Below are 25,584 nucleotides of genomic sequence, written 5' to 3' on the forward strand. Positions count from 1 at the left end.
AGCACAGCGCCGATGAATGCGCGGTCGCCGCAACGCAACGTCGCCTCGCTCCTCGCACGGTCCGCGAGCCTCTGGCCGGCGCTCCCCGCGATCGCACAGGGCGGTCGCGTCCTGCACGACTACGCGAGTTTCGCGTCGCGCGTCGCGCGCCAGGCAGCGGCGATGCGCACATCGGGGCTCGCGCCCGGCGACCGAGTCGCGCTCGTGGCGAAGAACCATCCCGCGACGCTCGAAGCGATGTTCGCGTGCTGGTGGGCGGGTCTCGTGGCGGTGCCGGTGAACGCCAAGCTGCACCCGAGGGAACTCGCGTGGGTGCTCGACGACTGCGGGGCACGTTGGGCGTTCGTCGATGCCGACTGGCACGCGTCGCTGGGCGGACTCTCGCTCGCAACGCTCGAACGCGCGATCGTCGTCGGCGGGCGCGATCAAGATGCGCTCGCCGACGATGCGCCCGCGCCGCTCGCGGCGGCCGACTCGGACGATCCGGCGTGGCTCTTCTACACGAGCGGCACGACCGGCCGGCCGAAGGGCGTGGAGATCACGCACGCGAACCTCGTCGCGATGACCTCCTGCTTCCTCGCGGATGTCGAGGCGATCGCGCCGGGCGATGCGATCGTCCACGCGGCGCCGCTGTCGCACGGGTCCGGCCTGTACGCGGTGCCGCACGTGGCGCGCGCGGCGGTCAACGTCGTGCCGGAGTCGGGCGGATTCGACCCTGCCGAAGTGATCGACCTGGCAGCGCACTGGAATCGCTCGCTCCTCTTCGCCGCGCCGACGATGGTGAAGCGCCTCGTCGCCTCGCCCTCGCTCGCCGACGCGCGGCTCGACCGATTGAAGGCGATCGTCTACGGCGGCGGCCCGATGTACGTCGAGGACGCGAAGGCCGCGTTCGCGGCTCTGGGGCCGCGGCTCGCGCAGATCTACGGACAGGGCGAGTCGCCGATGACCATCACGGCGATGGACCGGCACGCGATCGCCGACGCGGTCGCCCGCGGCGACGACGCGCGATTGGGATCGGTGGGCGTCGCGCAGACCGGCATCGAGGTCGTCGTCGATGCTCCCGGGGACGAGCCGGGCGAGGTGCTGGTGCGCGGCGCGACGGTGATGCGCGGCTATTGGCAGAACCCCGAAGCGAGCGCGCGCACGCTCGCCGGAGGCTGGCTCCACACCGGCGACGTCGGGGTCCTCGACGCGCAGGGGTTCCTCACGCTCAAGGACCGCAGCAAGGATCTCATCATCAGCGGCGGCTCGAACATCTATCCGCGCGAGGTCGAGGAAGTGCTGCTGCGCCATCCCGACGTGGCGGAGGTCGCGGTCATCGGGCGGCGGCATCCCGAGTGGGGCGAGGAAGTCCTGGCGTGCGTCGTGCCGCGGTCCGCGCTCGCCGGTGCGGGTGAGCGGGGGCGGTTCGAGGCCGCGCTCGACGCGCATTGCCTCGCCGAGATCGCGCGGTTCAAGCGGCCGCGCGCCTACGCGATCGTCCCTGAATTGCCGAAGAACGCCGCCGGCAAGGTGCTGAAGTCGGCGTTGCGCGAATCGCTGGGGTCAGCGCCCGCGGCGCAATCCGATCGCCAGGACTGACGCCGCCGCGGCCGTCGCCGCGGCCAATGCGAAGGTGCTCGATGTGCCGAACCGTTCGGCGAGCGTGCCCGCGACCGCCATGCCGGTGCCGATGCCGATCACGATCGCCGTCGTCGACCACGTGAAGGCCTCGGTGGCGTATTCGGGCGGCGCGAACTCGGCCACGAGGAGCGACACCATCGTCATCGCGGGCGCGATCAGGACGCCCGCGACCGCCGCCACGACGGCGAGCAGCCACGGGTCGGTGATCGGGACGTGCACGACGAGGCCGACGGCGAACAACGCCATCGCGACGGGCACCTGGCGCGCGAGCGGCACGCGCAGGTGCAACCCGCCGTAGACCGCACCGCCGACCGCGCTGCCGATCGAGCAGATCGCGAGCAATGCCGGGCCCCACGCGTCGGCTCCGGCAGCCCGCCCGAACGCGGGATAGGCGACTTCGATCGTGCCGAACGCCACGGTGAACACGAACGTCGCCGCATAGAGCATGAGGAGCCTGCGGTCGCGCAGCGGGCCGAGCAGGTGCCGTTCGGCCGGCCGGCTCGACCGCCACCACTCGAGGCCGCCCGACGAGAACATGATCGGCACCGCCGCGGCGGCGCATGCCACCGCGAGCGCGAGCGGACCGCCGGGCGTGCCCGCGGCCACGGCGATCGCGATCAGCGCGGGACCGATCGTGTAGGCGAGTTCGAGCGCCACCGCGTCGATCGCGAACGCGGTCTGGCGCAGCACGGGATCGTCGAGGCGCATCCGCCACAGCGTGCGGATCAGCACGGTGAGCGGCGGCGTGAACGCGCCGGCTGCGATCGCGCACACGAGGATCGCGGACTTCGAGAGGCCGAGCGGCCCGGCGGCGAGCACCGCCACGAGCGCGAGCGGGCTCACGATGCCGCAGGCGACGAGCACGCCGCGCGGGCCGCGACGGTCGATGAGCCGGCCGAGCAACGGCGCCGTCGCCGCCATCGCCACGAACTGGGCGCCGACGATGCTGCCCGCGTAGGCGATCGAGCCGGTCAGCTCGCGCAGGTGCAGCAGCATGCCGAGGCCCACGGTGCCGATCGGCAGGCGCATCGGCAGCGAGAGCGCGAGGAAGGCAGCCGCGCCCGGGGTCGCGGCGAGCGCGGCATAGCGCGTGCGTAGCGTGCTCAGCATGCTTCAGGGCGCGACGCGCGGGAACGGCGGATCGAGCGTCGCCGGCGGCGCGCCGGCCCCGCGTCGCGCGCGATCAATACTGGACCGTCACGTTCTGCGGCGCGAGCCAGTCGGCCAGCCGGGCGATGAGCGCCTCGTCGGGCGTCACGCGCCAGTCGTCGGGGAGATCGAGGTCGCCCTCCGACGCGTTGCCCGCGTAGTGCACGAGGACCGGCAATCCGCCGGCCTTGAACGGCGCGAGGATGGACTCGAGGCGCTCGACGGTCGCGTTCCCGTTGCACGAGAGCCTGAGCTTCCGGCCCCAGCGCTTGCGTACCGCGGGGAGGTCGAACACCTGCTCGGCGAGGATGCGGAGACCGGTGACCTCGCCGTCCTCGGCCATGCGCTGCGTGACCTTGACCTCGATGACGACGAGCGCGTCCTCGCGCAGGAGCGCGCGCGCCTGCTCGTAGGCTTCGTTGAAGACGACGACCTCCTGCGAGCCCTTGCCGTCGTCGAGCGTGACGAACGCGATCTTGCCCTTGCGCCCCGACTGGGTGCGCTGCGCCGTGACGACGCCGGCGATCAGGTAGCGCTCGGCACGCGGCGCGACGTCCGGCAGCGCGGTGCGCACCAGCGGCGCGAGTTCGGCGGCGTAGGCGGCGTACGGGTGCCCGGACAGGTAGAAGCCGAGCGCCGTCTTCTCGTGCTGCAACCGCTCGGCGTCGCTCCACTCGCGCGTCTCCACCAGCACCGGCGCGGGGGCGGCGACCTCGCCGCCGAAGAGCGACGACTGCGCGGCCTGCGCCTGCGCACGCTCGGCCTCCTGCATGGCGTTGGCGACCGACGCGAAGAGCGTCGCGCGCCTCGCGTCGATCGCGTCGAACGCGCCGGCCTTGACGAGCGCTTCGAGCACGCGACGGTTGACGAGGCGCTTGTCGACCCGTGCGGCGAGGTCCGCGAGGCCGCGGAAGGCGCCGCCCGCCTCGCGCGCCGCGACGATCGAGGCGACAGCCTGCTCGCCGGTGCCCTTGATGCCGCCCAATCCATAGCGGATGCGCTTCGCGTCGACCGGTTCGAAGCGCCAGAGCGACGCGTTGACGTCGGGCGGCAGCACCTCGAGCCCCATCGCGAGCGCGTCGTCGCGGAGCGCGCGCACCTTGTCGGTGTCGTCCATCACGAGCGAGAGGTTCGCCGCCATGAACGCCGCCGGGTGGTGCACCTTGAGCCACGCGGTCTGGTAGGCGACGAGCGCGTAGGCCGCGGAGTGCGACTTGTTGAAGCCGTAGCCCGCGAACTTCTCCATCAGGTCGAAGAGTTGCACCGCCTTCGCGCGCGCGAGGCCGTTCTTCTCGGCGCCCGCGACGAACACGTCGCGGTGCTTCGCCATCTCCTCGGGCTTCTTCTTGCCCATCGCGCGGCGCAGGAGGTCGGCGCCGCCCAGCGTGTAGCCGCCGATCACCTGCGCGATCTGCATCACCTGTTCCTGGTAGACCATGACGCCGTAGGTCGACCCGAGGATAGGCTCGAGGCGGCGGTCCACGTAGTCGGCGCGCGCGCGACCGTTCTTGCGCTCGACGTAATCGGGGATCAGGTCCATCGGCCCCGGGCGGTAGAGCGCGTTCAGCGCGATCAGGTCGTCGAGGCGGTCCGGCTTCGCCTGCTTGAGGAGGTCGCGCATCCCGCGCGATTCGAACTGGAACACCGCCGAGGTCTGCGCCTGCTGGAACAGCTTGTAGGTGGCCGGATCGTCGAGCGGAATGTCGTCGAGCGCGAGCGTCGAGGACGGGTCGAGCTTGCGCACGTACTCGAGCGTGCGCGCGAGGATCGTGAGCGTCGTGAGCCCGAGGAAGTCGAACTTGACGAGACCGATCGCCTCGACGTCGTCCTTGTCGAACTGCGATACCGCGGCCTCGGCGCCCGACGGCGCATAGAGCGGGCAGAAGTCGGTGAGCTGCCCCGGGGCGATCAGCACGCCGCCCGCGTGCATGCCGACGTTGCGCGTGAGACCCTCGAGCGATTCGGCGAGCGCGAGGAGTTCGCGCACCTCCTCCTCGTTGGACTCTCGCTCCGCGAGGAGCGGCTCCATCTCGCGCGCCTGCTTCAGCGTGATGAGCTTGCCCGGCTGGAACGGGATCAGCTTCGCGAGGCCGTCGCAGAACAGGTACGGGAGGTCGAGCACGCGGCCGACGTCGCGCACCGCGGCCTTGGCGGCCATCGTGCCGAAGGTCGCGATCTGCGACACCGACGCGGCGCCGTACTTCGCGCGCACGTAGTCGATCACGCGGTCGCGGCCGTCCTGGCAGAAGTCGATGTCGAAGTCCGGCATCGACACGCGCTCGGGGTTGAGGAATCGCTCGAACAGCAGCTGGTAGCGGAGCGGATCGAGGTCGGTGATGCCGAGGCTGTAGGCGACGAGCGAGCCGGCGCCCGACCCGCGCCCCGGTCCGACCGGCACGTCGTGGGTCTTCGCCCAGTTGATGAAGTCCGCGACGATCAGGAAGTAGCCGGCGAAGCCCATCTGCACGATGGTCTTCGTCTCGAACGAGAGCCGCTCGACGTACGCGTCGCGCGCCTTCATGCGCGCGGCCTCGTCGGGATAGAGCTGCGCGAGGCGGCGTTCGAGCCCGGCCGCGGCCTCGCGCTCCAGGTGTTCGTCGAGCGTGACGCCCGGCGGCGTCGGGAACGCGGGCAGGTGCGGCTTGCCGAGCGGGATCGTCAGGTTGCAGCGCTGCGCGATCGCGACGCTGTTGGCGAGCGCTTCGGGCAGATCGGCGAACTTCTCCGCCATCTCGCGTTGCGTGAGGAAGTATTGTTGCGGCGTGAAGGCGCGCGGCCGCCGCGGGTCGGACAGCACGTGCCCCTCGGCGATGCACACGCGCGCCTCGTGCGCGCGGAAGTCCTCCGCCCGCAGGAACTGCACCGGGTGGGTCGCGACGACCGGCAGGGCGGCGGTGGCCGCGAGCCGGACGACGGCGTCGACCAGCGCATCGTCGTCGGGGTGTCCCGCGCGTTGCACTTCGAGGCAGGCGCGATCCGGGAAGCGCCGCGCCCACGCCTGCGCGGCGGCCTTCGCCGCCGCGGTGTTTCCCTGCAGCAGCGCCGCGCCGACGTCGCTCTCGCGCGCTCCTGCGAGGACGATGAGGCCCTCGGTGCCTTCGTCGAACCACGCCGGGTCGATCTCGGCGCGTCCGCGGTGGCGGTTCCCCAGATGCGCGCGCGTGAGCCATTCGCACAGCCTCAGATAGCCGGCGCGGTCGGCGGCGAGCAGCAGCGCACGGTGCGGGGCGTCGCGCTCGGCCGCATGGGTGATCCAGGCGTCGCAGCCGGCGATCGGCTTCACGCCGGCGTCGCGGGCCGCGGTGTAGAACTTGACCAGGCCGAACAGGTTCGCGAGGTCGGTCTGCGCCAACGCCGGCATGTGGTCGTCCGCCGCGGCGCGCACCGCATCGTCGATGCGCACCGTCCCGTCGGCGATCGAGTACTCGCCGTGCATCCGGAGGTGGACGAACGTGGGGACGGACATGGTCGAAGTGTACCGATCCGGCGCGGGCCGCGGCGGGGCGACGGCGCGCGGCGCGAACTACCGGCCCTTCGCCCGATTCGGTACACTCGAATTTTACCGCGCCGTGCCACCACCGTGGCGGGCGACGGTTCGGACAATCACCCGAATGTTCACCCTGCCGCGCCTCGTCGCCGGACTTCCGCTCGTGCTCCTCGTCGCGGGCTGCGCCACGACCGCACCCGCGCCGGAGCCGCGAGCGCCGACGCCCCCCGCGGTGCCGAGCGCACCTCCTCTGCCGCGCACCGCGGAGCCGCCGCCGCCGCCGGTCAACCTGTCCGGATTCCCGCTGCCCTATCGACAGGGTTACGCGGACGGCTGCGCGAGCGCGACCGGACCGCAGCGGCGCGACGCGCAGCGCTACGGGCAGGACGCGAACTATCGGACCGGCTGGCTGGACGGCGCGAGCCTCTGCAAGAAGCGCTGATGCGATCGCCGGGGCAGGGTTGAAGACCGCGCGCACGCGCCGCGTGTCGCTGCGCGGCCTTGGGCATCGCGTGCTCGAGTGGGGCGAGAGCGGTGCGCCGAAGCTCTTCGCGCTGCACGGCTGGATGGACGTGGGCGCGTCGTTCCAGTTCCTCGTCGACGCCTTCGCGCGCGAGCGTCACGTGATCGCGCCCGACCTGCGCGGCTACGGCGGCAGCGACTGGCAGCCGCAGGGCTACTGGTTCGCCGACTACGTCGCCGACCTCGACGCGCTCGTCGACGAGTACGCTCCGGGCGAACCGGTGGACATCGCCGGGCACAGCCTCGGCGGCAACGTCACGATGACCTACGCAGGCGTGCGCCCGGCGCGGGTGCGGCGGGCGATCTCGCTCGACGGCTTCGGTATCCCCGCCGGATCCGACGACGATGCGCCGCGGAAGTTCGAAGCCTGGCTCGACGCGTTGCGCGACCCGCCGCGCTTCGCGCCCTACGCGGACCTCGGCGCGGTGGCCGACCGGCTGCAGAAGAACAACCCGCGGCTCTCGCGCGAGCGCGCGGAGTTCCTCGCCCGCTGGTGGGCGAGGGTGCTGCCAGAGGGTGGCGCGGAGCTCACGTCCGACCCGCGCCACAAACTGCCGTTCCCGACGGTGTATCGCTACGGCGAGATGGTCGCGATCTGGCGGAGGATTGCAGCGCCGGTGCTGTGGGTGGCCGGAGCCGAGTCGCGTATCGTGCGCTGGCTCGAGCCTCGTCCCGATGGCGAGGTGCCGGGCGACGGGCTCGACGCGGTGCGCCGGCGGATGAGCGAGATCCGCGACGCGCGCCTCGTGGTCGTCCCCGAGGCCGGGCACATGCTCCATCACGACCAGCCGGAAGCCGTGGCCGAAGCGGTCGAACGGTTCCTGGACGCGCCATCGTGATCGCGACGCGACGCGGCGCCTACGTCGCACTCGCGGTGCTGGTGGCGGTGTGGGGTGTCAACTGGATCATGATGAAGCTCGCGCTGCGCGACGCGGACCCGGTGGTCTTCACCGTCGAACGCATCTGGCTCGCCGTCGTCGTGCTGTTCGCCGTGATCGCCGCGCAGGGCGGACCGATCGCGCCGAAGGCGACGTGGACCGCGATCGTCGTGACCGGGTTCTTCCAGACGACGATCAACTTCGGCGCGACGACGGTCGCGCTCGCCGGCGGCGGCGCGGGACGCACGTCGGTGCTGGTGTTCACGATGCCGTTCTGGACGCTGGTGATCGCGCGCATGGTGCTGGGCGAGCGCGTGCGCGGCATCCAGTGGCTCGCCGTCGCGTTCGCCTTCGTCGGGCTCGTGCTCGTCGTCGCGCCCTGGGACTGGCGCGGCGACCTCGCGCCGAGGCTCTGGGCGACGCTGTCGGGATTCGGGTGGGCCGCAGGCAGCGTCGCGATCAAGCACTTCCAGGAGCGCGCGCCGTCCGATCCGGTCAACTTCCTCGCGTGGCAGATGCTCGTCGGCGTGCTGCCGCTGACCGCGCTCGCGTACCTGATGGACCTCCCGGCGACGCGCTGGAGCCTCGAGCAGGTCGCGCTGCTGGGTTACGTCGGCGCGGTCTCGACGGCGCTGGGTTTCCTGCTGTGGATCGAGGTGCTGCGGCACCTGCCGGCCGGCACCGCCTCGCTCAACATCTTCGCCATCCCGCCGATCGCGCTCGTCTCGTCGATGGCGGTGTTCGGCGAAGCGCTGACGGCGAACGAGTGGACGGGCATCGCGCTGATCGGCGCGGGGCTCGCGATCCTCGCCGTCCTCGCGGTTCGGCGCGACGGGGGCGCGCCGACCTCACCGGCCGAGGGCGGATAGGCGAGATTGCGCTGGCGCGGCGCCGTCAGAAGCGAGGCGCCGCGTGTGGGATTGTCGTCCTCTGCCGCGTGTTCAGCTCGCTCCGGACCCGGACTCGAGTTCGGCGATCGCCGATTGCAGGTAGTTCGGCATGCCGAGCTTGCCGATCAGCTCGAGCTGCGTCTCGAGGAAGTCGATGTGCTCCTCCTCGCTCTCGAGGATCGACTCGAACAGTTCGCGCGACACGTAGTCCTTGACGCTCTCGCAGTGCGCGATCGCCGCCTTGAGCTCCGGACAGGCGTCGTGCTCGAGCGCGAGGTCGCACGCGAGCGCCTCCTTCACGTCTTCGCCGACGCGGACCTTGTGGATGTCCTGCAGGTTGGGCAGTCCCTCGAGGAAGAGGATCCGCTCGATCAGCCGATCGGCGTGCTTCATCTCGTCGATCGACTCGTGGTGCTCGAGTTCGGCGAGACGCGCGAAGCCCCAGTGGCGGAACATCTTCGCGTGCAGGAAATACTGGTTGATCGCGGTCAGCTCGTTGGTGAGCACCGCGTTCAGATGCTTGATGACTTGCTTGTCGCCCTTCATGCCTCGCTCCCGATGGTGTGGGGCCGAGGCCATGATAGCGGAGCGCGGCCCGCGCCGCAGGAACGATTCTCAGTCGTCGCCGCCCGCCGCGCACGCGGGCTGCGCGCAGAGCGCGCTCGCGAACACGCCGCGCGCGCAGTCGGTGCAGCGGCGGCAGCAGGTCGCGACGCCGAGCGTCGCCTGCAGGTCCTCGAAGGTGCGCGTGCCGAGGTCCGCCGCCGCGCGGATCTCGCGGTCGGTGATCGCATGGCAGACGCACACGTACATGGGGTCGCAGGCGGGGTGGCGGCTCGGACGCGCTTATCCTAGATCAATCATTGCGAAAACGCAAATCATTCCTATTTACATGGGGCGATCGCCGGCCTATAGTGGAAGCTCGATGTCCGAGCGCAGGAGAAATACCTTGGAACAACAAAGTGTTACGCGAACGACCCGACACGCAGGCCCCGCCGACGGGAGCCGGTTCGGCGCTGGGCCGCTCGGTGCGGCGGCTGCCGCGCTGGTCGTCCTCGCGCTCGCGAGCGGCCCCGCGGCAGCCTTGGAGTACCCGATCGGCAAGCCGCAGATCCGCGACGGCATGGAGGTGGCCGCGGTCTACCTGCAGCCGATCGCGATGGAGCCGCCGGGCATGATGCGCGACGCCAAGGCCTCCGACATCCATCTCGAAGCCGACATCAAGGCGACCGACAAGAACCCCAACGGATTCGCCGACGGCACCTGGATCCCGTTCCTCTCGGTCAGCTACGAACTGCGCAAGCAGGGCTCGAGCGAGGTCATCAAGGGACCGATGATGCCGATGGTCGCGAGCGACGGTCCGCACTACGGCGACAACGTGAAGCTCGCCGGTCCGGGCCGCTACACGCTGCGCGTCACGGTGTCGCCGCCCGGCTCCGATCCGCACGTGCATTTCGGCCGCCACACCGACAAGGAGACCGGCGTCGGGCCGTGGTTCAAGCCGTTCACGCTCGACTACGAATTCGTCTACGCGGGCGTCGGCAAGAAGGGCGGCTACTGAGCGCCATGCCGTCCGTCCTGCACCGCGTCGCATTCGCCGCGTTCCTCCTGCTGCCGATGTCCTCTCCGCTCGCCGCGGACGAGCCGGTGCTCTTCCGGCTCGTCGCGAAGGACGGACGCTTCACGCCGCCCAACCTCGAGGTGCCCGCGGGCAGGCGGATCAAGATCGAAATCGCGAACGAGGGAGCCACGCCGATCGAGTTCGAGAGCCTGCCGCTCAAGCAGGAGAAGGTGCTCGGTCCCGGCGCGCGCTCCTCGGTCGTGATCAACCCGTTGAAGCCCGGCAGCTACCCGTTCTTCGACGAGTTCCATCCGGACACCTCGAAGGGGACGATCGTCGCGAAGTAGGCGGCGCGCCGCGATGGGCAACGCGCTCTTCATCGTGTGGCGGGAATCGGCCGAGGCGCTCCTCGTGGTCGGCATCGTCTACGCCTGGCTCGCTCGCCAGCCCGACGCGCGCACCGGCATGCGCTACCTGTGGGGCGGTGTCGCGGCCGGGCTCGCTCTCGCGATCGCCCTCGCGCTCGCGATGCTGGGCATCGCGCACTTCCTCTCCGGCGAGGCGCTCGAGATCTTCGGCGTCGCCACGATGCTCGTCGCCGCGGCGCTCATCGTGCAGATGGTGTTCTGGATGCGCCGCCACGGCCGCACGATGAAGCGCGACCTCGAATCACGGCTCGGCGAACAGGCCGAGCGCGCGAACTGGTGGGGGATGCTCGTCGTGGTCGCGCTGGCGATCGCGCGCGAGACCTCGGAGACCGTCGTGTTCCTCTACGGCGTCGGCCTCGCGCAGATGAGCGCCGCCGAGTTCGCGGCGGTGCTCGCCGGCGGGTTCGCGCTCGCCTGGCTCACGTTCTGGCTGCTGCAGCAGGGCGGGAAGCTCTTTTCTTGGCGCGCCTTCTTCCGCGCGAGCGAGATCATGCTGCTGCTGCTCGCGGGCGCGCTCCTGGTCTCGGGTCTCGAGAAGCTGATCGCGCTGGACCTGCTGCCGCCGATCGTCGACCAGGTCTGGAACACGACCGCGCTCCTCGACGACTCGACGCGCTTCGGGGGCTTCGTCGCCGCGTTCACCGGCTACCGTTCGCAGCCCGCGCTGCTGCCGCTCCTCGCCCTCGCGGCCTACTGGGTCGCGATGGCGCTGCTGCTGCGCGCTCCGGCGGCGGCGCCCTCGAAAGGGCCGGCGCCCGCGGCCGCGCGATGACGACGGCGCTCGCCGCCCGTTCGCGGGCATCGATGTGGCTCGCCGGCTACGGCGACTGGCTGCGCGATCACGCGGGCGCGGTGCGCATCGTCCAGTGGCTCGTCGTCGCGGCGTACCTGATCCTGCTCGTCGTACCGGCGCTCCTGCCGCTGCCCGACGGCGACGCGCACGCGCTCGACAACCTCACGGTGTTCGCGCAGTGGGCGTTCTGGGGCCTGTGGTGGCCGTTCGTCCTCCTGTCGATGCTCGTCGCCGGCCGGACCTGGTGCGGCGTGCTGTGCCCGGAGGGCACGCTGACCGAGGCGGCGAGCCGCGTCGGGCTCCAGCGCGCGATCCCGCGCTGGATGCGCTGGGGCGGCTGGCCGTTCACCGCGTTCGCGCTGACGACGGTGTTCGGCCAACTCGTGAGCGTCTATCAGTACGCGCCTGCGGCGCTCATCGTCCTCGGCGGGTCGACCGTCGCGGCGATCGCGGTCGGACTCGTCTACGGCCGCGAGAAGCGCGTGTGGTGCCGCCACCTGTGCCCGGTGAACGGTGTGTTCTCGGTGCTCGCGCGCGTCGCGCCGGTACACTTCCGCGTCGACCGCGACGCGTGGGCGCGGAACTCGGGCCGCGTCGCCGTACATCCGGTGAACTGCGCGCCGCTCGTGCGGATCAAGCGCATGGAGGGGCCGTCCGAGTGCCAGATGTGCGGCCGCTGCAGCGGACACCTCGACGCGATCGCGCTCTCGTTCCGTCCGCCCAACCGCGAGGTCGCCACGCTCGCGCAGGATCGCGCATCGGGCTGGGACGCCGCGCTCATCGTCGTCGGGCTCGCCGGCATCGCCGTCGGCGCGTTCCATTGGTCGGCGAGCCCGTGGTTCGTGCAGGCGAAGCTCGCCGCCGCGGCGTTCGTCGTCGATCACGGTCCCGCGTGGCTCCTCTCGGACCAGGCGCCCTGGTGGCTGCTCACGCACTACCCGGAAGCGAACGACGTGTTCACCTGGCTCGACGGCATGCTGATCGTCGGCTACATCGCGACGACCGCGGCCGTGCTCGCCTCGCTCGTCTGGGGCTGCCTCGTCGCCGCGGCCGGCGCATTCCCGCGTCCGCGCACCGCGCGCGCCGTGCGGCTCGCCTACGCGCTGGTGCCGCTCGCGGGGCTCGGCGTGTTTCTCGGGCTCTCGAGCCTGACCTTCACGCTCGCGAAAGCCGAGGGACTCCCGCTCGGCGCCGTGCCTGCGCTCCGCGCGCTCGTGCTCGCCGCGGGCGCGGCGTGGAGCCTGAAGCTCGCGTGGCTGCAGCTCGCCGACGCGCCGGACCCTGGCGCGCGCTGGCGCGCGATGGCCGCATTCGCCTCTGCGGTCGGCGTCGTCGTCGCCGCGTGGGCGCTGCTGTTCTTCCACTGGAGTTGATGCCGGGGAAGCGCGGAATGGGGACGGTACAATGACCGCCCCGTGACTTCGCCCGACCTCTCGAAACTCCGGATCGACCGCAGTCTCGCGCCGATCCGACGCAGGCGCGCCCGGCGCTGGGTCGTCCTCGCGTTGCTCGCGGTCGCGATCGTCGCCGGCGGCGCCTGGCTCGCATGGCGGCCGAAGGTCTTCGACGTGCAGGCCGTGGCCGTCGTGACGGCGTTCCCCTCGCAGCAGTTCGTCGTGCTCAACGCGACCGGCTATGTCGTCGCGCAGCGCAAGGCGTCGATCGCGTCGAAGGCGACGGGACGCCTCGAGTGGCTCGGGGTCGCCGAAGGTTCGCAAGTGAAGGCGGGCGAGGTCATCGCGCGGCTCGACAACCGCGACGTCGTCGCGCAGGCGCAGGCCGCGGCGGCGCAGGCCGAGGCTGCACGCGCCGCCGTCGCGGAGGCGGAGGCCGAGGAGCGCGACGCGCTCGCTCAGTACCGCCGCAACGTCGACCTGGTCGCGAAGGGATTCGTGTCGAAGTCGGCGCTCGACACCTCGAAGGCGCGCGCCGACCGTGCAGTCGCGGGCGTCGGCAGCGCGCGGGCCTCACTCGCGGCCGCCGAGGCCGCCGCGCGCAACGCGCACGTCGCGGTCGACTACACGCTGATCCGCGCGCCGTTCGACGGCGTCATCCTGTCGAAGAGCGCGAACGTCGGTGACATGGTGACGCCGTTCTCGAGCGCCGCGGACTCCAAGGGTGCGGTCGTGACGATGGCCGACATGTCGACGCTCGAAGTCGAGGCCGACGTCTCGGAATCGAGCCTCGCGAAGGTGCGCGTCGGGCAGCCGGCGGAGATCCTGCTCGACGCGCTCCCCGATGCCCGCTTCACCGGCACGATCAGCCGCATGGTGCCGACCGTCGACCGCGCGAAAGCGACGGTGATGACCAAGGTCCGCTTCGACCGGATCGACCCGCGCGTACTGCCCGAAATGAGTGCCAAGGTGTCGTTCCTGTCGCGGCCGGTGACCCCCGACGAGCAGAAGCCGCTGACCGCGGTGGCGGGAGACGCGATCGTCGAGCGCGACGGCGGGAGCGTCGTGTTCGCCGTGCGCGACGGGATTGCGGAAGCGGTGCCGGTCACGACCGGCATGAAGCTCGGCGACCTCCGCGCGATCACCGGCGCGGTCGAGGCGGGCGAACGGGTGGTGCAGAAGCCGCCGGCGGATCTCGCCTCCGGCGCGCACCTGCGCGTCGCGACGAAGTGAGGCGAGGAAGTGGCGGACCCGCCGGCACCGTCCCGGGCCAGCGCGGCCGTCGCGCCGCTGGTGTCGATCCGCGACCTGGCGAAATACTACGTCCGCGGCGACCAGGTGATCCCGGTGCTCGTGGACATCGCGCTCGACGTCGAGGAGGGCGACTTCGTGGCGCTGATGGGGCCGTCCGGATCGGGCAAGTCGACGCTGCTGAACCTCGTCGCGGGCATCGACAAGCCGTCGTCGGGCGAGATCCGGGTCGCGGGCGTGGACATCGCGACGCTCTCGGAGGGCGAACTCGCCGCCTGGCGCGCCGCGCACGTCGGCTTCATCTTCCAGTTCTACAACCTGATGCCGGTGCTCACGGCGGCCGCCAACGTCGAACTGCCGCTCCTCCTCACCTCGCTCTCCCGCAGCGAGCGCCGGGAGCGCGTCGAGGTGGCGCTCGCGCTGGTCGGCCTCACCGACCGCGCCGACCACACGCCGAGCGAACTCTCCGGCGGGCAGCAGCAACGGGTCGCGATCGCGCGCGCGCTCATCACCGACCCGACGCTGATCGTCGCCGACGAGCCGACGGGCGACCTCGACCGCACGACCGCGGGCGAGATCCTCGACCTGCTCGACCGGCTGAACCGCGAACTCGGCAAGACGATCCTCATGGTGACGCACGACCCGAAGGCGGCCGAGCGCGCGCACCGCATCGTCCACCTCGAGAAGGGCGTGCTGGCGGACTGACCGCCCGCGCCGCGCATCGTGTTCGTTCCGCTCCTCGTCCTGCGCAACCTGCTGCGGCACAAGCTGCGGACGCTCCTGACCGCGCTCGGCATCGTGATCGCGATCGCGTCGTTCGGGCTGCTGCGGACGGTCGTCGACGCGTGGTACGCGGGCGCGAACGCGTCGAGTTCGGCGCGGCTCGTCACGCGAAGCTCGGTGTCGCTCGTGTTCCCGCTGCCGCTCACCTACGCGGCGAAGCTCCGGCAGGTCGGCGGCGTCGAATCGGTCGCCGCCGTCAACTGGTTCGGCGGCGTGTACGTCACCGAGCGCAACTTCTTCCCGCAGTTCGCGATCCAGGCGCCCGAGTACCTCGCGATGTACCCGGAACTCGTGCTGCCGGACGCCGAGCGCAAGGCGTTCCTCACCGACCGCCAGGGCGCGATCGCCGGGCGCAAGCTCGCCGCCCAGTACGGCTGGAAGATCGGCGACACGATCCCGATCCGCGGCACGATCTTCCCCGGCACCTGGAGCTTCCACCTGCGCGGCATCTACGACGGCGCCGACCGCACGGTCGACGAGTCCACGTTCTTCTTCCACTGGGACTACCTGAACGAGAGCGTCCGCAAGACCGCGCCGCGGTTTGGCAACCAGGCGGGGCTCTTCGTCGTGAAGATCCGCGATCCGGACCGCGCGGCGGAGATCTCGCAGGCGATCGACGCCCAGTTCGCGAACTCGCTCGCCGAGACGATGACCGAGACCGAGAAGGCGTTCCAGCTCTCGTTCGTCTCGATGACCGAGGCGATCCTCGTCGCGATCCAGGCGGTGTCCTACGTCGTGATCCTGATCATCATGGCGGTGATGGCGAACACGATGGCGATGACCGCGCGCGAACGCTACGGCGAGTACGCGACGCTGAAGGCGCTGGGCTTCTCCGGCACGTTCGTGGCGGGACTCGTCGTCGCCGAGTCGCTCGGCCTCGCGCTCATCGCCGGGCTCGCGGGCGTCACGCTCACCTGGCCGCTCGCGGGGGCCTTCGCCGACGCGATGGGCACGCTGTTCCCGGTGTTCTTCGTCTCCGACCGGACGATGACGCTGCAGGTCGCCGCGGCGTTGGTGGTGGGGCTCGTCGCCGCGGCAGTTCCGGCCTGGCGCGCCGGGCGCATCCGCATCGTGGACGGCCTGCGCGCGGTGGCCTGACGCGATGACCGTCCCGTTCTCCTACGTCGTGCGCAACCTCGCCGCGCGCCGGCTCACGACCGCGCTCACGGCCGGCGGCATGGCGCTCGTCGTCTACGTGTTCGCGACGGTGCTGATGCTGGCGGCCGGGCTCGAACGCACGCTGGTCGCGACCGGCAGCGACGACAACGTCGTCGTGATCCGGCGCGGATCGCAGACCGAGATCCAGAGCGGCATCGACCGCACGCAGGCGGCGATCGTCGAATCGCTGCCGGGGATCGCGACCGGCGCGGACAGCCGGCGGCTGGTCTCGAAGGAGCCGGTCGTGCTGATCAGCCTGCCGAAGCGCGCGTCGGGCAAGCCGTCGAACGTGGTGATCCGGGGCGTGACACCCGAGGGGTTCGCGCTGCGGCCGCAGGCGCGCATCGTCGCGGGGCGGCTGCCGCGGCCGGGCACCGCGGAGGTCGTCGCGGGTCGCGCGATCGCGGACGGCTTTCGCGGCGCCGGCCTCGACGAGTCGGTGCGCTTCGCCTCGCGCGACTGGACCGTCGTCGGCGTGTTCGACGCGGGGGGCACCGGCTTCGACTCGGAGATCTGGGGCGACGCCGAGCAGATGCTGCAGGCGTTCCGCCGGCTGGGCTATTCGTCGGTGATCTTCAGGCTCGCCGACGGTTCGCGCTTCGACGCGGTGCGCGACGCGATCGCCGCCGATCCGCGGCTCACGCTGGAGGCGAAGCGCGAGACCCGCTTCTACGCCGACCAGTCCGAGGCGCTCGCGAAGTTCATCACCTACCTCGGCACGTCGATCTCGGTGATCTTCTCGCTCGGCGCGATCATCGGGGCGATGATCACGATGTACGCGTCGGTCGCCTCGCGCACCGGCGAGATCGGCACGCTGCGCGCGCTCGGGTTCTCGCGCGGCGCGATCCTCGTCGCGTTCCTGGTCGAGTCGCTGCTGCTCGGGCTCGCCGGCGGCCTCGTCGGGCTCGCGGGCGCGTCGGTGATGCAGGCGTTCTCGATCTCGACGATGAACTTCCAGACCTTCGCCGAAGTCGCGTTCTCGTTCGCGCTGACGCCCTCCATCGTCGCGGCGTCGCTCGCCTTCGCGCTGGCGATGGGGTTCGTCGGCGGCTTCCTCCCCGCCGCCCGCGCGGCGCGCCTGCGAATCGTCGACGCGCTGAGGGCGGCGTGACGCTCGACCTCGCGACGCTGCGCCACCTCGCGCGGCTCGTCGGCGGACGGGGTCTTCACGACGACGAGGTCGACCGCTTGCGCGCGTTCGCGCGCACCCCCGCGCGCGGCCTGCCCGCCACGGACGCCCCGGCGCCATGAGCTCGACCGCGCTGTTCGCGATCAGCACGATGATCTGGGGCTCGACCTGGCTCGCGATCACCTTCCAGCTGGGCGTCGTGCCGCCCGAGGTGTCGGTCGTCTACCGCTTCGCACTCGCCGCCGTGCTGCTCGGAGCGTGGTGCGTCGCGACCGGACGGTCGATCGCCTTCGCGCCGCGCGTCCACGCCTGGCTCGCGTTCTGGGGCGCGATGATGTTCGGCTTCAACTACGTCGCGGTCTACTACGCCGAGCAGCACGTGTCGTCCGGGTTCGTCGCGGTCATCTTCTCGACGATGGTGTTCATGAGCCCGCTCGGCATGCGGGTTTTCTTCGGCGCAGCGCTCACCGCGCGGATGTTCGTCGCCGCGACCCTCGGCGTCGCGGGCGTCGCGCTCATGTTCCTGCCGGAGCTGCGCTCGGCGGGCGGCGGCGGTTCGGCGGCCGCGGGCATGCTCTGGGCGCTCGCCGGCACCGCGATCGCGACCGGCGGCAATCTCGCGGCGGTGCGCAACCACGCATGGGGCCTGCCGCTGCTGCCCGCGACCGCGTGGGGCATGACCTGGGGCGCCGCGAGCGCGGCGGTGGTCGCGCTCGTCCAGGGCGTCGAATGGACCTTCGACGCGCGGATGCCCTACGTGCTGTCGCTCCTCTACCTGACGGTGTTCGGGAGCGTCGCGGCGTTCACGGCGTACCTGCTGCTCATCCGGCAGGTGGGCGCGCAGCCCGCGGCCTACGTCGGCGTGTCGACGCCGGTGATCGCGATGGCGCTCTCGACGATCTTCGAGGGTTACCGCTGGACGCCCACGGCGTTCGCCGGCGTGGCGCTCGCCATCGCGGGGAACGTCATGGCGCTGCGCTCCGGCCGCAAATGAGCCGCCCGCGGGCGACGCGCGGCGACACCGATCACTGGAACGTCAGCCGGGCATCCGCGACGAGCTTCTTCCAGTTCGCGAGGTCCTTCGCGATCAGCGCGCCGAGCGCCGCCGGCTCGCCGGGGATGAGTTCGGCGCCCTCGCGTTCGAGGCGCTCGCGGACGTCGGGCTGCGCGAGCACGCGCTGCACCTCGGCGGCGATCCTCGCGATCGGCTCGCGAGGCGTGCCGGCGGGCGCGACGATGCCCCAGTAGTTGATCACCTCGGCGTTCTCGACCCCCTGCTCCTGCCACGACGGCACGTCGGGCATCTGCGGGATGCGCTTGTGGCCGGTCACCGCGAGCACGCGCACGCGCTTCTCGGCGGCGAGCGGCAGCGTCGCCGGAATCGACGCGGTCATCGCCTGCAGCGTGCCGCCGAGGAGGTCCTTCGTCGCGTCGGCGATGCCGCGGTAGGGCACGTGGACGAGCGTCGTGCCGGTGCGCGCCATGAAGAGTTCGAGCGCGAGGTGGTTGACGCTCCCGGCGCCGGCCGAGCCGTAGTTGAGCCGGCCGGGTTCGCGTCGCGCGAGTTCGATGAACTCGCGCATCGTCGAGGCCGGCACCGACGGCGCGACGACGAACGCGAGCGGGCCCGACGCGATCGGCGCGACCGGCACGAACTGCGCGATCGGGTCGTAGCCCGGATTCTTCGACGATGCGGCCACGGTCGTGAACGGGGAGGCGACGAACAGGAGCGTGTAGCCGTCGGCTTCCGACTTCGCGACTTCCGCGGCGCCGATCGCGCCGCCCGCGCCGGTCCGGTTCTCGACCACGACCTGCTGCCCCAGGCGATCGGAGAGCTTGTGCGCGACGAAGCGCGCGACGGTGTCGGTGCCCGCGCCCGGCGTGAACGGCACGACGAGCCGGATCGGCTTCGTCGGGTAGGCCCCCTGCGCGAAGGCGGACAGCGCGGCGAGCGACAGAAGGACGGCGGCGAGTCGGCGCAGGAGGGTCATGGGTGGAGGGGACTTCCCGGGAGGACGAGGGCGAATGTTGACACGACTGGACGGCGGCGGCACGGCCCCGGGCCAGACGGAACCGGGAGCCGGCGGCCGGTTCCGCCGGAGCGATCAGTCCTTCGCCTGGCCGGGCACCACGTCGACGTTGTCGATCAGCCGCGTGGCTCCGAGCCTGGCGGCGCCCAGCACGATCAGCAGGTTGGGGTGGTCGAAGGCTTCCGGGTGCAGGATGCGCAGCCCCAGGCCGTGGCGCACGACGACGTAGTCGGGCTTCCAGCCGTGCTGCGCGAGTTCGGCGCGCCCGCTGGCCTCGAGGTTCGCGTAGTCGCGGCGACCGGCCGCGATGGCGTCGGCGATGTCGCGCAGCACGCGGTGGAGGCGCGGGGCTTCGGCGCGCTCGAACGGCGTGAGATAACCGTTGCGCGACGAGAGCGCGAGGCCGTCGGCCGCGCGCACCGTCTCGCCCGCGACGATCTCGATGCCCAGGTTGAACTGCTGGACCATGCCGCGCACGATCTTGAGCTGCTGGCGGTCCTTCTTGCCGAACACCGCGACCTGCGGGCGGACGAGGTTGAAGAGCTTCAGGACCACGGTGCACACGCCGTCGAAGAATCCCGGGCGGAACGCGCCTTCGAGTTCGTCGCCGAGCGGCGGCGGCTGCACGCGGTAGAGCTGCGGCACCGGGTACATCTCCTGCTCGGTCGGCGCGAACAGGATGTCGACGCCCTCGCGTTCGAGGCCCGCGCGGTCGGGCTCCATCGTGCGCGGGTAGCGGTCGAAGTCCTCGTTCGGCCCGAACTGCAGCCGGTTGACGAAGATGCTCGCGACCACGCCGTCGCCGTGCTGCCTCGCGACGCGCACCAGCGAGAGATGTCCTTCGTGCAGGTTGCCCATCGTGGGCACGAACGCGACGCGCTTGAAGCGCGCGGTCGCCTGCGCGAGCTCCGCGGCGGTCGAGACGATTTTCATGCGCCCCCCAGGTTGAAGAACTCGCGCCTGCCGCGCATCGCGGCGACCCGTTCGAGCAGGAGCGCGAAGTGCTGCGGATTGTCGACGAAGTTGAGGCGCTCGCTGTTGACGATCAGGAGCGGCGCCCCCTCGTAGCCGTAGAAGAAGCGCGTATAGGTGTCGGCGACGCGCGCGAGGTACGCGCCCTCGAGCGTACGTTCGTAGTCGGCGCCGCGCCGCTGCACCCGTTCCGCCAGCACCTGCACCGGCGCCTGCAGGTAGATCACGAGTTCGGGCACCGCCACCTGCGGCGCGAGGTGCCGGTAGATCTTCTCGTAGAGCGCGTACTCGTCGTCGGTCAGGTTGAGCCGCGCGAACAGCGGGTCCTTGTCGAACAGGAAGTCGGCCACCGTCGGGCGGCGGAAGAGGTCGAGCTGCGCGAGCGAGCGCAACTGGTCGACGCGCTGGAACAGGAAGGTGAGCTGCGTCGGCAGCGCAAAGCGCGCGCGGTCCTCGTAGAAGCGCGCGAGGAACGGGTTGTCCTCGGGCTGCTCGAGCAGCGGGTCCGCGTGCATGGCGTGCGCGAGCTCGCGGGCGAGCGAGGTCTTGCCCGCTCCGATCGGGCCCTCGACGACGACGTAGCGGAGCTTCGCGAGGTCCACGACCGTCTCAGGCGCCGCCGTGCGATCGCGTGCGCTCGATCCGCTGCCCCCGCACCCGCGGCAACGCCGCGCGCGCGAGACCCCTGCCGGGGATCCGCGCCGCCGGCGCGACGTCGGTGAGCGGTCTCAGCACGAAGGCCCGTTCGTGCATCCGCGGATGCGGGATCACGATTCCCGGCGCGGCGAGCCGCCTGCGCCCGAAGAGCAGCAGGTCGAGGTCGAGCGTGCGCGGCGCGCGCGCCGGAGCGCCGGCGACGCGCCGGCGGCCGTGCCTCCGTTCGATCGCGAACAGCCGCGCGAGCAGCGCGCGCGGCGCGAGCCGCGTGTCGAGCTGCGCGACCGCGTTGACGTAGTCGGGCTGCGCGCCGTTCGTGCCCACCGGCGCGGAGAGGTAGGCGGGCGACACCGCGACGACGCGCGTCAGCGGCAGGCGTCCGAGCGCGCGGACCGCGCGTGCGAGCTGGCGGCGCGGATGCTCCAGGTTGCTGCCGAGGCCGACGTGCGCGACGCTCATGCCGGTTCGGCATCGCCCGCCGGCGCGTCGCCTTGCGCGGCGGCCGGGTCCGTGCCGCCATCTCCGCCGGCGCGGCGGCCGCGGCCACGCGAGCGGCGGCGCTTGCGCTTCGGCGCCTCGTCGGGCTTCAGCATCGCCTCGCGCTCGCCGTGCGACGCGTCCTGGAAGCGTGTCCACCAGTCGACCAGCGCGGGGTCGACTTCGCCCGCTTCGGCGCGGATCGCGAGGAAGTCGTAGGCGGCACGGAAGCGCGGGTGCTCGAGGAGCTTCGCCGGCCGCGCGCCGGCGCGCTGCTCGAAGCGCGGCTGCAGCGACCAGATCTCCTTGATCGTCGCCTCGAAGCGCCGCGGGATCGCGATGCGCTGCGCCTGCTGCTCGAGCACGCGGTCCATCGCCTCGAGGAGCGAGGGCAGCGGCTTGGCGCCGGACTTCTTCGCCGCGTTCCAGTGGACGATGACCTCGTGCCACAGGAGCGTCGCGAACAGGAACGCGGGCGACACGCCCAGGTCCTCGCGCACGCGGCGGTCGGTGTGCGCGAGCGCCACGTCGATGAACTTCTGGCCGAGCGGCTGCTCGAGGATCACGTCGAGCAGCGGCAGGAGCCCGTGCGCGAGGCCGTGCGCACGCAGCGCCTCGAGCGTCTTCGCCGCGTGCCCGGAGAGCAGGAGCTTCTGCATCTCGTCGAACAGCCGGGCGGGCGGCACGTTCGAGACCAGCGGCGCGAGCTTCGGGATCGGCGCCGCGGTGCGCTTGTCGACGGTGACGCCGACCTTGGTCGCGAGGCGCACCGCGCGCAGCATGCGGACCGGATCCTCGCGGAAACGCGTGACCGGCGGGCCGATGAGTCGCAGGCGCCGCGAACGCACGTCCGCGACGCCGCCCACGTAGTCCCAGACCTCCTCGGTCGCCGGGTCGAAGTACAACGCGTTGATCGTGAAGTCGCGGCGGACGGCGTCCTCGCCCTGCGTCCCGTACACGTTGTCCGAGATGAGGCGCCCGTGCTCGTCGGTCGCGTCCTCGGCCTTCTGCGGCGCCCGGAAGGTCGACACCTCGATGACCTCGTTGCCGACGTGCACGTGCACGAGGCGGAAGCGCCGGCCGATGATGAACGCGCGCCGGAACAGCGGCTTCACCTGCTCGGGCGTCGCGTCGGTCGCGACGTCGAAGTCCTTGGGCGCGAGGCCCAGCATCAGGTCGCGCACCGCACCGCCGACGACGAACGCCTTGAAGCCCGCGTCCTGCAATCGCCGGGTCACGGTGCGCGCGGCGTAGCTCACCTGGTCGCGCCGGACCGGGTGCGCGTCGGCGCGGTGGATCGTCGGCTCGCCCGACGCGCGGCCCGGCCAGAAGCGTGCGATCAGGCGGCGGATCATCCTGGGCGTGAACGGCGGGACGGGGGGCGCGCGTGCGGCCGCGGCGCCGGGGACCGGGGCAACGAAACGGCGGCGGATGATAGCACGCGCGCGTCGGCGGTCTCCTCGCGCGACTCGCCCGGACGCAGGGCGCCCAGCGTCCACGGCCCGACGGCGACACGCACGAGCCGCAGCGTGGGCAGGCCGACCGCCGCGGTCATCCGACGCACCTGGCGGTTGCGTCCTTCCGTGAGCGTGATCTCGAGCCACGAGGTCGGGATCGCCGCGCGGTACCGGATCGGGGGCTCGCGCGTCCACAGCGACGCCGGCGCCCCGATGCGTCGCGCGCGTGCAGGCGCGGTCGGACCGTCCGCGAGCGTCACGCCGTTCGCGAGCGCGGCGAGCGCGGCATCGCCCGCGATGCCTTCCACCTGCGCCCAGTAGGTCTTCGCGAGCTTGTGGCGCGGATGCGCGATGCGCGCCTGCAGCGCGCCGTCGGCGGTGAGGACCACGAGCCCTTCGCTGTCGGCGTCGAGCCGGCCCGCGGGATAGACGTCCCGGCGGTCGATGAAGTCCGCGAGCGACGGCCGGCCGGCGGGCGAACGGAACTGGCAGAGCACGCCGAACGGCTTGTTGAGCAGCACGACGGTGGAGCGCGCGGCGCGTGCCCCGGGAGCGTGCCGGGTCGGGCGGGCGGGAGTCACGGCGCGATGGGCATGGGGGGCGAAATGGCGGATAATGACGGGCTTTGCCGCCCCATGCGGCGGCGTGCCTTCGCCGGACGTCCGGCCGCACGGCGCGCCGATCCCTTCCACGGAGAGTCTCCAGCATGTACCAGCACGTCAAGGTCCCCGCCGGCGGCCAGAAGATCACCGTCAACAAGGACTTCACGCTCAACGTCCCCGACCACCCGATCATCCCCTACATCGAGGGCGATGGCACCGGTGTCGACATCACGCCGGTGATGATCAAGGTGGTCGATGCCGCGGTCGCGAAGGCCTACGGCGGCAAGCGCAAGATCCACTGGATGGAGATCTACGCGGGCGAGAAGGCCACCCGCGTCTACGGTCCCGACGTGTGGCTGCCCGACGAGACGCTCGCGATCGTCAAGGACTACGTCGTCTCGATCAAGGGGCCGCTCACCACGCCGGTCGGCGGCGGCATCCGCTCGCTCAACGTCGCGCTGCGCCAGGAACTCGACCTCTACGTCTGCCTGCGCCCGGTGCGCTGGTTCCGCGGCGTGCCCTCGCCGGTCAAGGAGCCCGAGAAGGTCGACATGGTGATCTTCCGCGAGAACTCGGAAGACATCTACGCGGGCATCGAGTGGGCCGCGGAGACCCCGCAGGCGAAGAAGGTCATCGACTTCCTCGTGAAGGAGATGGGGGTCAAGAAGATCCGCTTCCCGGCGACCTCGGGCATCGGCATCAAGCCGGTGTCGCGCGAAGGCTCGGACCGCCTGATCCGGCGCGCGATCCAGTACGCGATCGACAACGACCGCCGCTCGGTCACGCTCGTGCACAAGGGCAACATCCAGAAGTTCACCGAGGGCGCGTTCCGCGACTGGGGCTACGCGCTCGCCGCGCGCGAGTTCGGCGCGAAGCCGCTCGACGGCGGACCGTGGATGTCGTTCAGGAGCCCGAAGTCGGGCAAGGACATCGTGATCAAGGACGTGATCACCGACGCGATGCTGCAGCAGATCCTGCTGCGGCCCGCCGAGTACGACGTGATCGCGACGCTCAACCTCAACGGCGACTACATCAGCGACGCGCTGGCCGCGGAAGTCGGCGGCATCGGCATCGCGCCGGGCGCGAACCTCTCCGACGTCGTCGCCAACTTCGAGGCGACGCACGGCACGGCGCCGAAGTACGCCGGCAAGGACTACGTGAATCCCGGCTCCGAGATCCTGTCGGCCGAGATGATGCTGGTCCACATGGGCTGGCGCGAGGCGGCGAAGGTGATCATCGACTCGCTCGAGAAGACCATCGGCGACAAGGTCGTGACCTACGATTTCGCCCGTCTGATGGAGGGGGCGAAGCAGGTGTCGTGCTCGGGATTCGGCCAGGCGATGATCGAGCGCATGTAGGTTCCCGCGACGGCGGTGGGGACTTGCCTTGGGGGGGGGGCGCTGCGGCGCCCCTCGGACGTTCCGCGATACGCGCGCGCGACCGCCGCGCCGTTCCGGTGCAACTCCCCCGCCCGCCGCGCGCGCCAGGTCCGCCGTGGCGGACGCCGGAAAAAGCGAAGGCCCGCAGGGCGGGCCTTCGTCGAACGCCTCCGGCCCCGAGGGGCCGGAAAGGTTCAGGTCGTCTGGATGTTCGAGGCCTGCTTTCCCTTCGGGCCCTGGGTGACCTCGAAGCTCACCTTCTGGCCTTCCTTGAGGGATTTGAAGCCCTGCATGTTGATCGCGGAGAAATGGGCGAACAGGTCCTCGCCGCCGCCGTCCGGCGTGATGAATCCGAACCCCTTGGCGTCGTTGAACCACTTCACGGTGCCGGTAGGCATATTGCTTGTACCTCTCGAAGATTGGAACGGGTGCTTGGTCGGCGGGCGCGGGCGCCGTTCGTCGGACGCACGGCGGAAGACCGGCGGACCGGGGCGACGACCGCTCTCGGGCACAGGCCTGCCCGGAGCCAAACGCGATGTTTTTACGCGCCCGCGGCCTGTGACGTCAAGAACCTCCCGGCCGACGGGGCTTCCCCTTGAAAAAACTGTTGCAATCATCAAACATAGTCCCCAATTCCCCTGCGGATCCCACGGCGATGGCCACCCAGGAGCGACACGGCGGCCTGCTCGAGGCCGAGAAGGTCAAGACCAAGCCGCCGCCGCTGTACAAGGTCCTGCTCCTGAACGACGACTACACCCCGATGGACTTTGTGGTCGTCGTCCTTCAGACTGTATTCGCCATGGGCCGGGAGAAGGCGACCCGGGTGATGCTGCAGGTGCATCGCGAAGGCATGGGCGTGTGCGGCACGTTCACGCGGGAGATCGCCGCCGCGAAGGTCGACCAGGTGATCGGCCTCGCCCGGAAGCACCAGCACCCGCTCCAGTGCACGATGGAAGAGACTTGA

Annotated in this window: 27 protein-coding genes; 16 read left to right on the forward strand and 11 right to left on the reverse strand. The window is 71.3% G+C overall.

The genetic code is table 11. The features are described from left to right. Window positions 1-12: 12 nt before the first annotated feature. Window positions 13-1,581 carry an AMP-binding protein gene (locus tag HS109_08520; GenBank protein MBE7522416.1) on the forward strand — a complete coding sequence of 523 codons (1,569 nt, stop codon included), beginning with the start codon at window positions 13-15 and terminating at the stop codon, window positions 1,579-1,581. On the opposite strand, the gene HS109_08525 is transcribed toward HS109_08520, so the two are convergent. Both HS109_08525 and dnaE read right to left on the reverse strand, forming a co-directional pair. Next, window positions 1,546-2,733 carry an MFS transporter gene (locus HS109_08525; protein ID MBE7522417.1) on the reverse strand — a complete coding sequence of 396 codons (1,188 nt, stop codon included), beginning with the start codon at window positions 2,731-2,733 and terminating at the stop codon, window positions 1,546-1,548. The two genes, HS109_08520 and HS109_08525, sit on opposite strands and share 36 nt — an antisense overlap. 73 nt (window positions 2,734-2,806) lie before the next feature. Further along, a complete protein-coding gene (dnaE, locus tag HS109_08530) occupies window positions 2,807-6,238 on the reverse strand; it encodes a DNA polymerase III subunit alpha (GenBank protein ID MBE7522418.1) in 3,432 nt (1,143 codons plus the stop codon). A 145-nt stretch (window positions 6,239-6,383) separates the two neighbouring features. On the opposite strand from dnaE, the gene HS109_08535 reads away from it, so the two are divergent. Genes HS109_08535 through HS109_08545 form a run of 3 tightly spaced genes read left to right on the forward strand, consistent with a single transcriptional unit; the run spans window position 6,384 to window position 8,528 of the window. Continuing rightward, complete coding sequence (locus tag HS109_08535) at window positions 6,384-6,701, forward strand: hypothetical protein (GenBank protein ID MBE7522419.1); 318 nt, start codon at window positions 6,384-6,386, stop codon at window positions 6,699-6,701. A 19-nt stretch (window positions 6,702-6,720) separates the two neighbouring features. Beyond that, window positions 6,721-7,620: an alpha/beta hydrolase gene (locus HS109_08540; GenBank protein MBE7522420.1), complete on the forward strand. Its 900-nt coding sequence runs from the start codon at window positions 6,721-6,723 to the stop codon at window positions 7,618-7,620. Beyond that, window positions 7,617-8,528 carry a DMT family transporter gene (locus HS109_08545; GenBank protein MBE7522421.1) on the forward strand — a complete coding sequence of 304 codons (912 nt, stop codon included), beginning with the start codon at window positions 7,617-7,619 and terminating at the stop codon, window positions 8,526-8,528. The genes HS109_08540 and HS109_08545 overlap by 4 nt, the downstream gene beginning before the upstream one ends. A gap of 72 nt (window positions 8,529-8,600) precedes the next feature. On the opposite strand, the gene bfr is transcribed toward HS109_08545, so the two are convergent. Both bfr and HS109_08555 read right to left on the reverse strand, forming a co-directional pair. Beyond that, window positions 8,601-9,095, reverse strand: a complete 495-nt coding sequence (gene bfr / locus HS109_08550; protein ID MBE7522422.1) for a bacterioferritin — start codon at window positions 9,093-9,095, stop codon at window positions 8,601-8,603. Between the two features lie 69 nt (window positions 9,096-9,164). After that, entirely contained in the window at window positions 9,165-9,362 is a 198-nt protein-coding gene (locus tag HS109_08555; GenBank protein MBE7522423.1) for a (2Fe-2S)-binding protein, read from the reverse strand. 112 nt (window positions 9,363-9,474) lie between these two features. Between HS109_08555 and HS109_08560 the strand changes: the two genes are divergently transcribed. Genes HS109_08560 through HS109_08605 form a run of 10 tightly spaced genes read left to right on the forward strand, consistent with a single transcriptional unit; the run spans window position 9,475 to window position 18,040 of the window. Further along, window positions 9,475-10,110 carry an iron transporter gene (locus tag HS109_08560; protein MBE7522424.1) on the forward strand — a complete coding sequence of 212 codons (636 nt, stop codon included), beginning with the start codon at window positions 9,475-9,477 and terminating at the stop codon, window positions 10,108-10,110. Window positions 10,111-10,115: 5 nt separating this feature from the next. Beyond that, the gene (locus tag HS109_08565) at window positions 10,116-10,457 is read left to right on the forward strand and encodes a cupredoxin domain-containing protein (protein MBE7522425.1); all 342 of its coding nucleotides are present in this window, start codon (window positions 10,116-10,118) and stop codon (window positions 10,455-10,457) included. A gap of 13 nt (window positions 10,458-10,470) precedes the next feature. Then, complete coding sequence (locus HS109_08570; protein ID MBE7522426.1) at window positions 10,471-11,310, forward strand: FTR1 family protein; 840 nt, start codon at window positions 10,471-10,473, stop codon at window positions 11,308-11,310. Then, the gene (locus HS109_08575; protein MBE7522427.1) at window positions 11,307-12,704 is read left to right on the forward strand and encodes a 4Fe-4S binding protein; all 1,398 of its coding nucleotides are present in this window, start codon (window positions 11,307-11,309) and stop codon (window positions 12,702-12,704) included. The genes HS109_08570 and HS109_08575 overlap by 4 nt, the downstream gene beginning before the upstream one ends. A gap of 42 nt (window positions 12,705-12,746) precedes the next feature. Next, the gene (locus HS109_08580; GenBank protein MBE7522428.1) at window positions 12,747-13,958 is read left to right on the forward strand and encodes an efflux RND transporter periplasmic adaptor subunit; all 1,212 of its coding nucleotides are present in this window, start codon (window positions 12,747-12,749) and stop codon (window positions 13,956-13,958) included. A 9-nt stretch (window positions 13,959-13,967) separates the two neighbouring features. After that, window positions 13,968-14,681 (forward strand): ABC transporter ATP-binding protein, encoded by a 714-nt coding sequence (locus HS109_08585; GenBank protein ID MBE7522429.1) that lies wholly within the window; start codon window positions 13,968-13,970, stop codon window positions 14,679-14,681. 18 nt (window positions 14,682-14,699) lie between these two features. Further along, window positions 14,700-15,857 (forward strand): ABC transporter permease, encoded by a 1,158-nt coding sequence (locus tag HS109_08590; GenBank protein ID MBE7522430.1) that lies wholly within the window; start codon window positions 14,700-14,702, stop codon window positions 15,855-15,857. Window positions 15,858-15,861: 4 nt separating this feature from the next. Next, on the forward strand, window positions 15,862-17,028 hold the full coding sequence (locus tag HS109_08595; protein MBE7522431.1) for an ABC transporter permease: 1,167 nt from the start codon (window positions 15,862-15,864) through the stop codon (window positions 17,026-17,028). After that, window positions 17,025-17,168, forward strand: coding sequence for a hypothetical protein (locus HS109_08600; protein ID MBE7522432.1), 144 nt, complete (start codon window positions 17,025-17,027; stop codon window positions 17,166-17,168). The genes HS109_08595 and HS109_08600 overlap by 4 nt, the downstream gene beginning before the upstream one ends. Next, window positions 17,165-18,040: an EamA family transporter gene (locus tag HS109_08605; GenBank protein MBE7522433.1), complete on the forward strand. Its 876-nt coding sequence runs from the start codon at window positions 17,165-17,167 to the stop codon at window positions 18,038-18,040. Before HS109_08600 ends, HS109_08605 begins: the two co-directional genes overlap by 4 nt. A 31-nt stretch (window positions 18,041-18,071) precedes the next feature. On the opposite strand, the gene HS109_08610 is transcribed toward HS109_08605, so the two are convergent. The 6 genes from HS109_08610 to HS109_08635 all read right to left on the reverse strand — a co-directional run bounded on the left by HS109_08610 (window position 18,072) and on the right by HS109_08635 (window position 23,256). Beyond that, window positions 18,072-19,037, reverse strand: a complete 966-nt coding sequence (locus tag HS109_08610) for a tripartite tricarboxylate transporter substrate binding protein (GenBank protein ID MBE7522434.1) — start codon at window positions 19,035-19,037, stop codon at window positions 18,072-18,074. 114 nt (window positions 19,038-19,151) lie between these two features. After that, a complete protein-coding gene (locus tag HS109_08615; GenBank protein MBE7522435.1) occupies window positions 19,152-20,009 on the reverse strand; it encodes a pantoate--beta-alanine ligase in 858 nt (285 codons plus the stop codon). After that, entirely contained in the window at window positions 20,006-20,650 is a 645-nt protein-coding gene (locus HS109_08620; GenBank protein ID MBE7522436.1) for a deoxynucleoside kinase, read from the reverse strand. The genes HS109_08615 and HS109_08620 overlap by 4 nt, the downstream gene beginning before the upstream one ends. Before the next feature lie 7 nt (window positions 20,651-20,657). Then, complete coding sequence (gene folK, locus HS109_08625) at window positions 20,658-21,164, reverse strand: 2-amino-4-hydroxy-6-hydroxymethyldihydropteridine diphosphokinase (protein ID MBE7522437.1); 507 nt, start codon at window positions 21,162-21,164, stop codon at window positions 20,658-20,660. Further along, complete coding sequence (gene pcnB / locus HS109_08630) at window positions 21,161-22,537, reverse strand: polynucleotide adenylyltransferase PcnB (GenBank protein MBE7522438.1); 1,377 nt, start codon at window positions 22,535-22,537, stop codon at window positions 21,161-21,163. Before pcnB ends, folK begins: the two co-directional genes overlap by 4 nt. Next, window positions 22,534-23,256 carry a pseudouridine synthase gene (locus tag HS109_08635; protein MBE7522439.1) on the reverse strand — a complete coding sequence of 241 codons (723 nt, stop codon included), beginning with the start codon at window positions 23,254-23,256 and terminating at the stop codon, window positions 22,534-22,536. Before HS109_08635 ends, pcnB begins: the two co-directional genes overlap by 4 nt. A gap of 89 nt (window positions 23,257-23,345) precedes the next feature. Between HS109_08635 and icd the strand changes: the two genes are divergently transcribed. Next, on the forward strand, window positions 23,346-24,599 hold the full coding sequence (gene icd / locus HS109_08640; protein ID MBE7522440.1) for an NADP-dependent isocitrate dehydrogenase: 1,254 nt from the start codon (window positions 23,346-23,348) through the stop codon (window positions 24,597-24,599). Between the two features lie 215 nt (window positions 24,600-24,814). Here icd and HS109_08645 read toward each other — a convergent pair whose 3' ends face one another. Next, window positions 24,815-25,018, reverse strand: coding sequence for a cold-shock protein (locus HS109_08645; protein ID MBE7522441.1), 204 nt, complete (start codon window positions 25,016-25,018; stop codon window positions 24,815-24,817). 257 nt (window positions 25,019-25,275) lie between these two features. Between HS109_08645 and clpS the strand changes: the two genes are divergently transcribed. Beyond that, entirely contained in the window at window positions 25,276-25,584 is a 309-nt protein-coding gene (clpS, locus tag HS109_08650) for an ATP-dependent Clp protease adapter ClpS (protein MBE7522442.1), read from the forward strand.

It is taken from the genome of Burkholderiales bacterium, from assembly GCA_015075645.1.
Lineage (GTDB): Bacteria > Pseudomonadota > Gammaproteobacteria > Burkholderiales > Casimicrobiaceae > VBCG01.

Excerpts from the sequence above, each read along its gene's own strand:
- HS109_08560 (MBE7522424.1), top strand. The coding sequence starts at position 9,475 with ATGTCCGAGCGCAGGAGAAATACCTTGGAACAACAAAGTGTTACGCGA.
- HS109_08645 (MBE7522441.1), bottom strand. The coding sequence starts at position 25,018 with ATGCCTACCGGCACCGTGAAGTGGTTCAACGACGCCAAGGGGTTCGGA.
- folK (MBE7522437.1), bottom strand. The coding sequence starts at position 21,164 with ATGAGCGTCGCGCACGTCGGCCTCGGCAGCAACCTGGAGCATCCGCGC.
- HS109_08615 (MBE7522435.1), bottom strand. The coding sequence starts at position 20,009 with ATGAAAATCGTCTCGACCGCCGCGGAGCTCGCGCAGGCGACCGCGCGC.
- HS109_08525 (MBE7522417.1), bottom strand. The coding sequence starts at position 2,733 with ATGCTGAGCACGCTACGCACGCGCTATGCCGCGCTCGCCGCGACCCCG.
- icd (MBE7522440.1), top strand. The coding sequence starts at position 23,346 with ATGTACCAGCACGTCAAGGTCCCCGCCGGCGGCCAGAAGATCACCGTC.
- HS109_08610 (MBE7522434.1), bottom strand. The coding sequence starts at position 19,037 with ATGACCCTCCTGCGCCGACTCGCCGCCGTCCTTCTGTCGCTCGCCGCG.
- HS109_08555 (MBE7522423.1), bottom strand. The coding sequence starts at position 9,362 with ATGTACGTGTGCGTCTGCCATGCGATCACCGACCGCGAGATCCGCGCG.
- HS109_08520 (MBE7522416.1), top strand. The coding sequence starts at position 13 with ATGAATGCGCGGTCGCCGCAACGCAACGTCGCCTCGCTCCTCGCACGG.
- dnaE (MBE7522418.1), bottom strand. The coding sequence starts at position 6,238 with ATGTCCGTCCCCACGTTCGTCCACCTCCGGATGCACGGCGAGTACTCG.
- HS109_08570 (MBE7522426.1), top strand. The coding sequence starts at position 10,471 with ATGGGCAACGCGCTCTTCATCGTGTGGCGGGAATCGGCCGAGGCGCTC.
- HS109_08565 (MBE7522425.1), top strand. The coding sequence starts at position 10,116 with ATGCCGTCCGTCCTGCACCGCGTCGCATTCGCCGCGTTCCTCCTGCTG.
- bfr (MBE7522422.1), bottom strand. The coding sequence starts at position 9,095 with ATGAAGGGCGACAAGCAAGTCATCAAGCATCTGAACGCGGTGCTCACC.
- clpS (MBE7522442.1), top strand. The coding sequence starts at position 25,276 with ATGGCCACCCAGGAGCGACACGGCGGCCTGCTCGAGGCCGAGAAGGTC.
- HS109_08535 (MBE7522419.1), top strand. The coding sequence starts at position 6,384 with ATGTTCACCCTGCCGCGCCTCGTCGCCGGACTTCCGCTCGTGCTCCTC.
- HS109_08575 (MBE7522427.1), top strand. The coding sequence starts at position 11,307 with ATGACGACGGCGCTCGCCGCCCGTTCGCGGGCATCGATGTGGCTCGCC.
- pcnB (MBE7522438.1), bottom strand. The coding sequence starts at position 22,537 with ATGATCCGCCGCCTGATCGCACGCTTCTGGCCGGGCCGCGCGTCGGGC.
- HS109_08605 (MBE7522433.1), top strand. The coding sequence starts at position 17,165 with ATGAGCTCGACCGCGCTGTTCGCGATCAGCACGATGATCTGGGGCTCG.
- HS109_08595 (MBE7522431.1), top strand. The coding sequence starts at position 15,862 with ATGACCGTCCCGTTCTCCTACGTCGTGCGCAACCTCGCCGCGCGCCGG.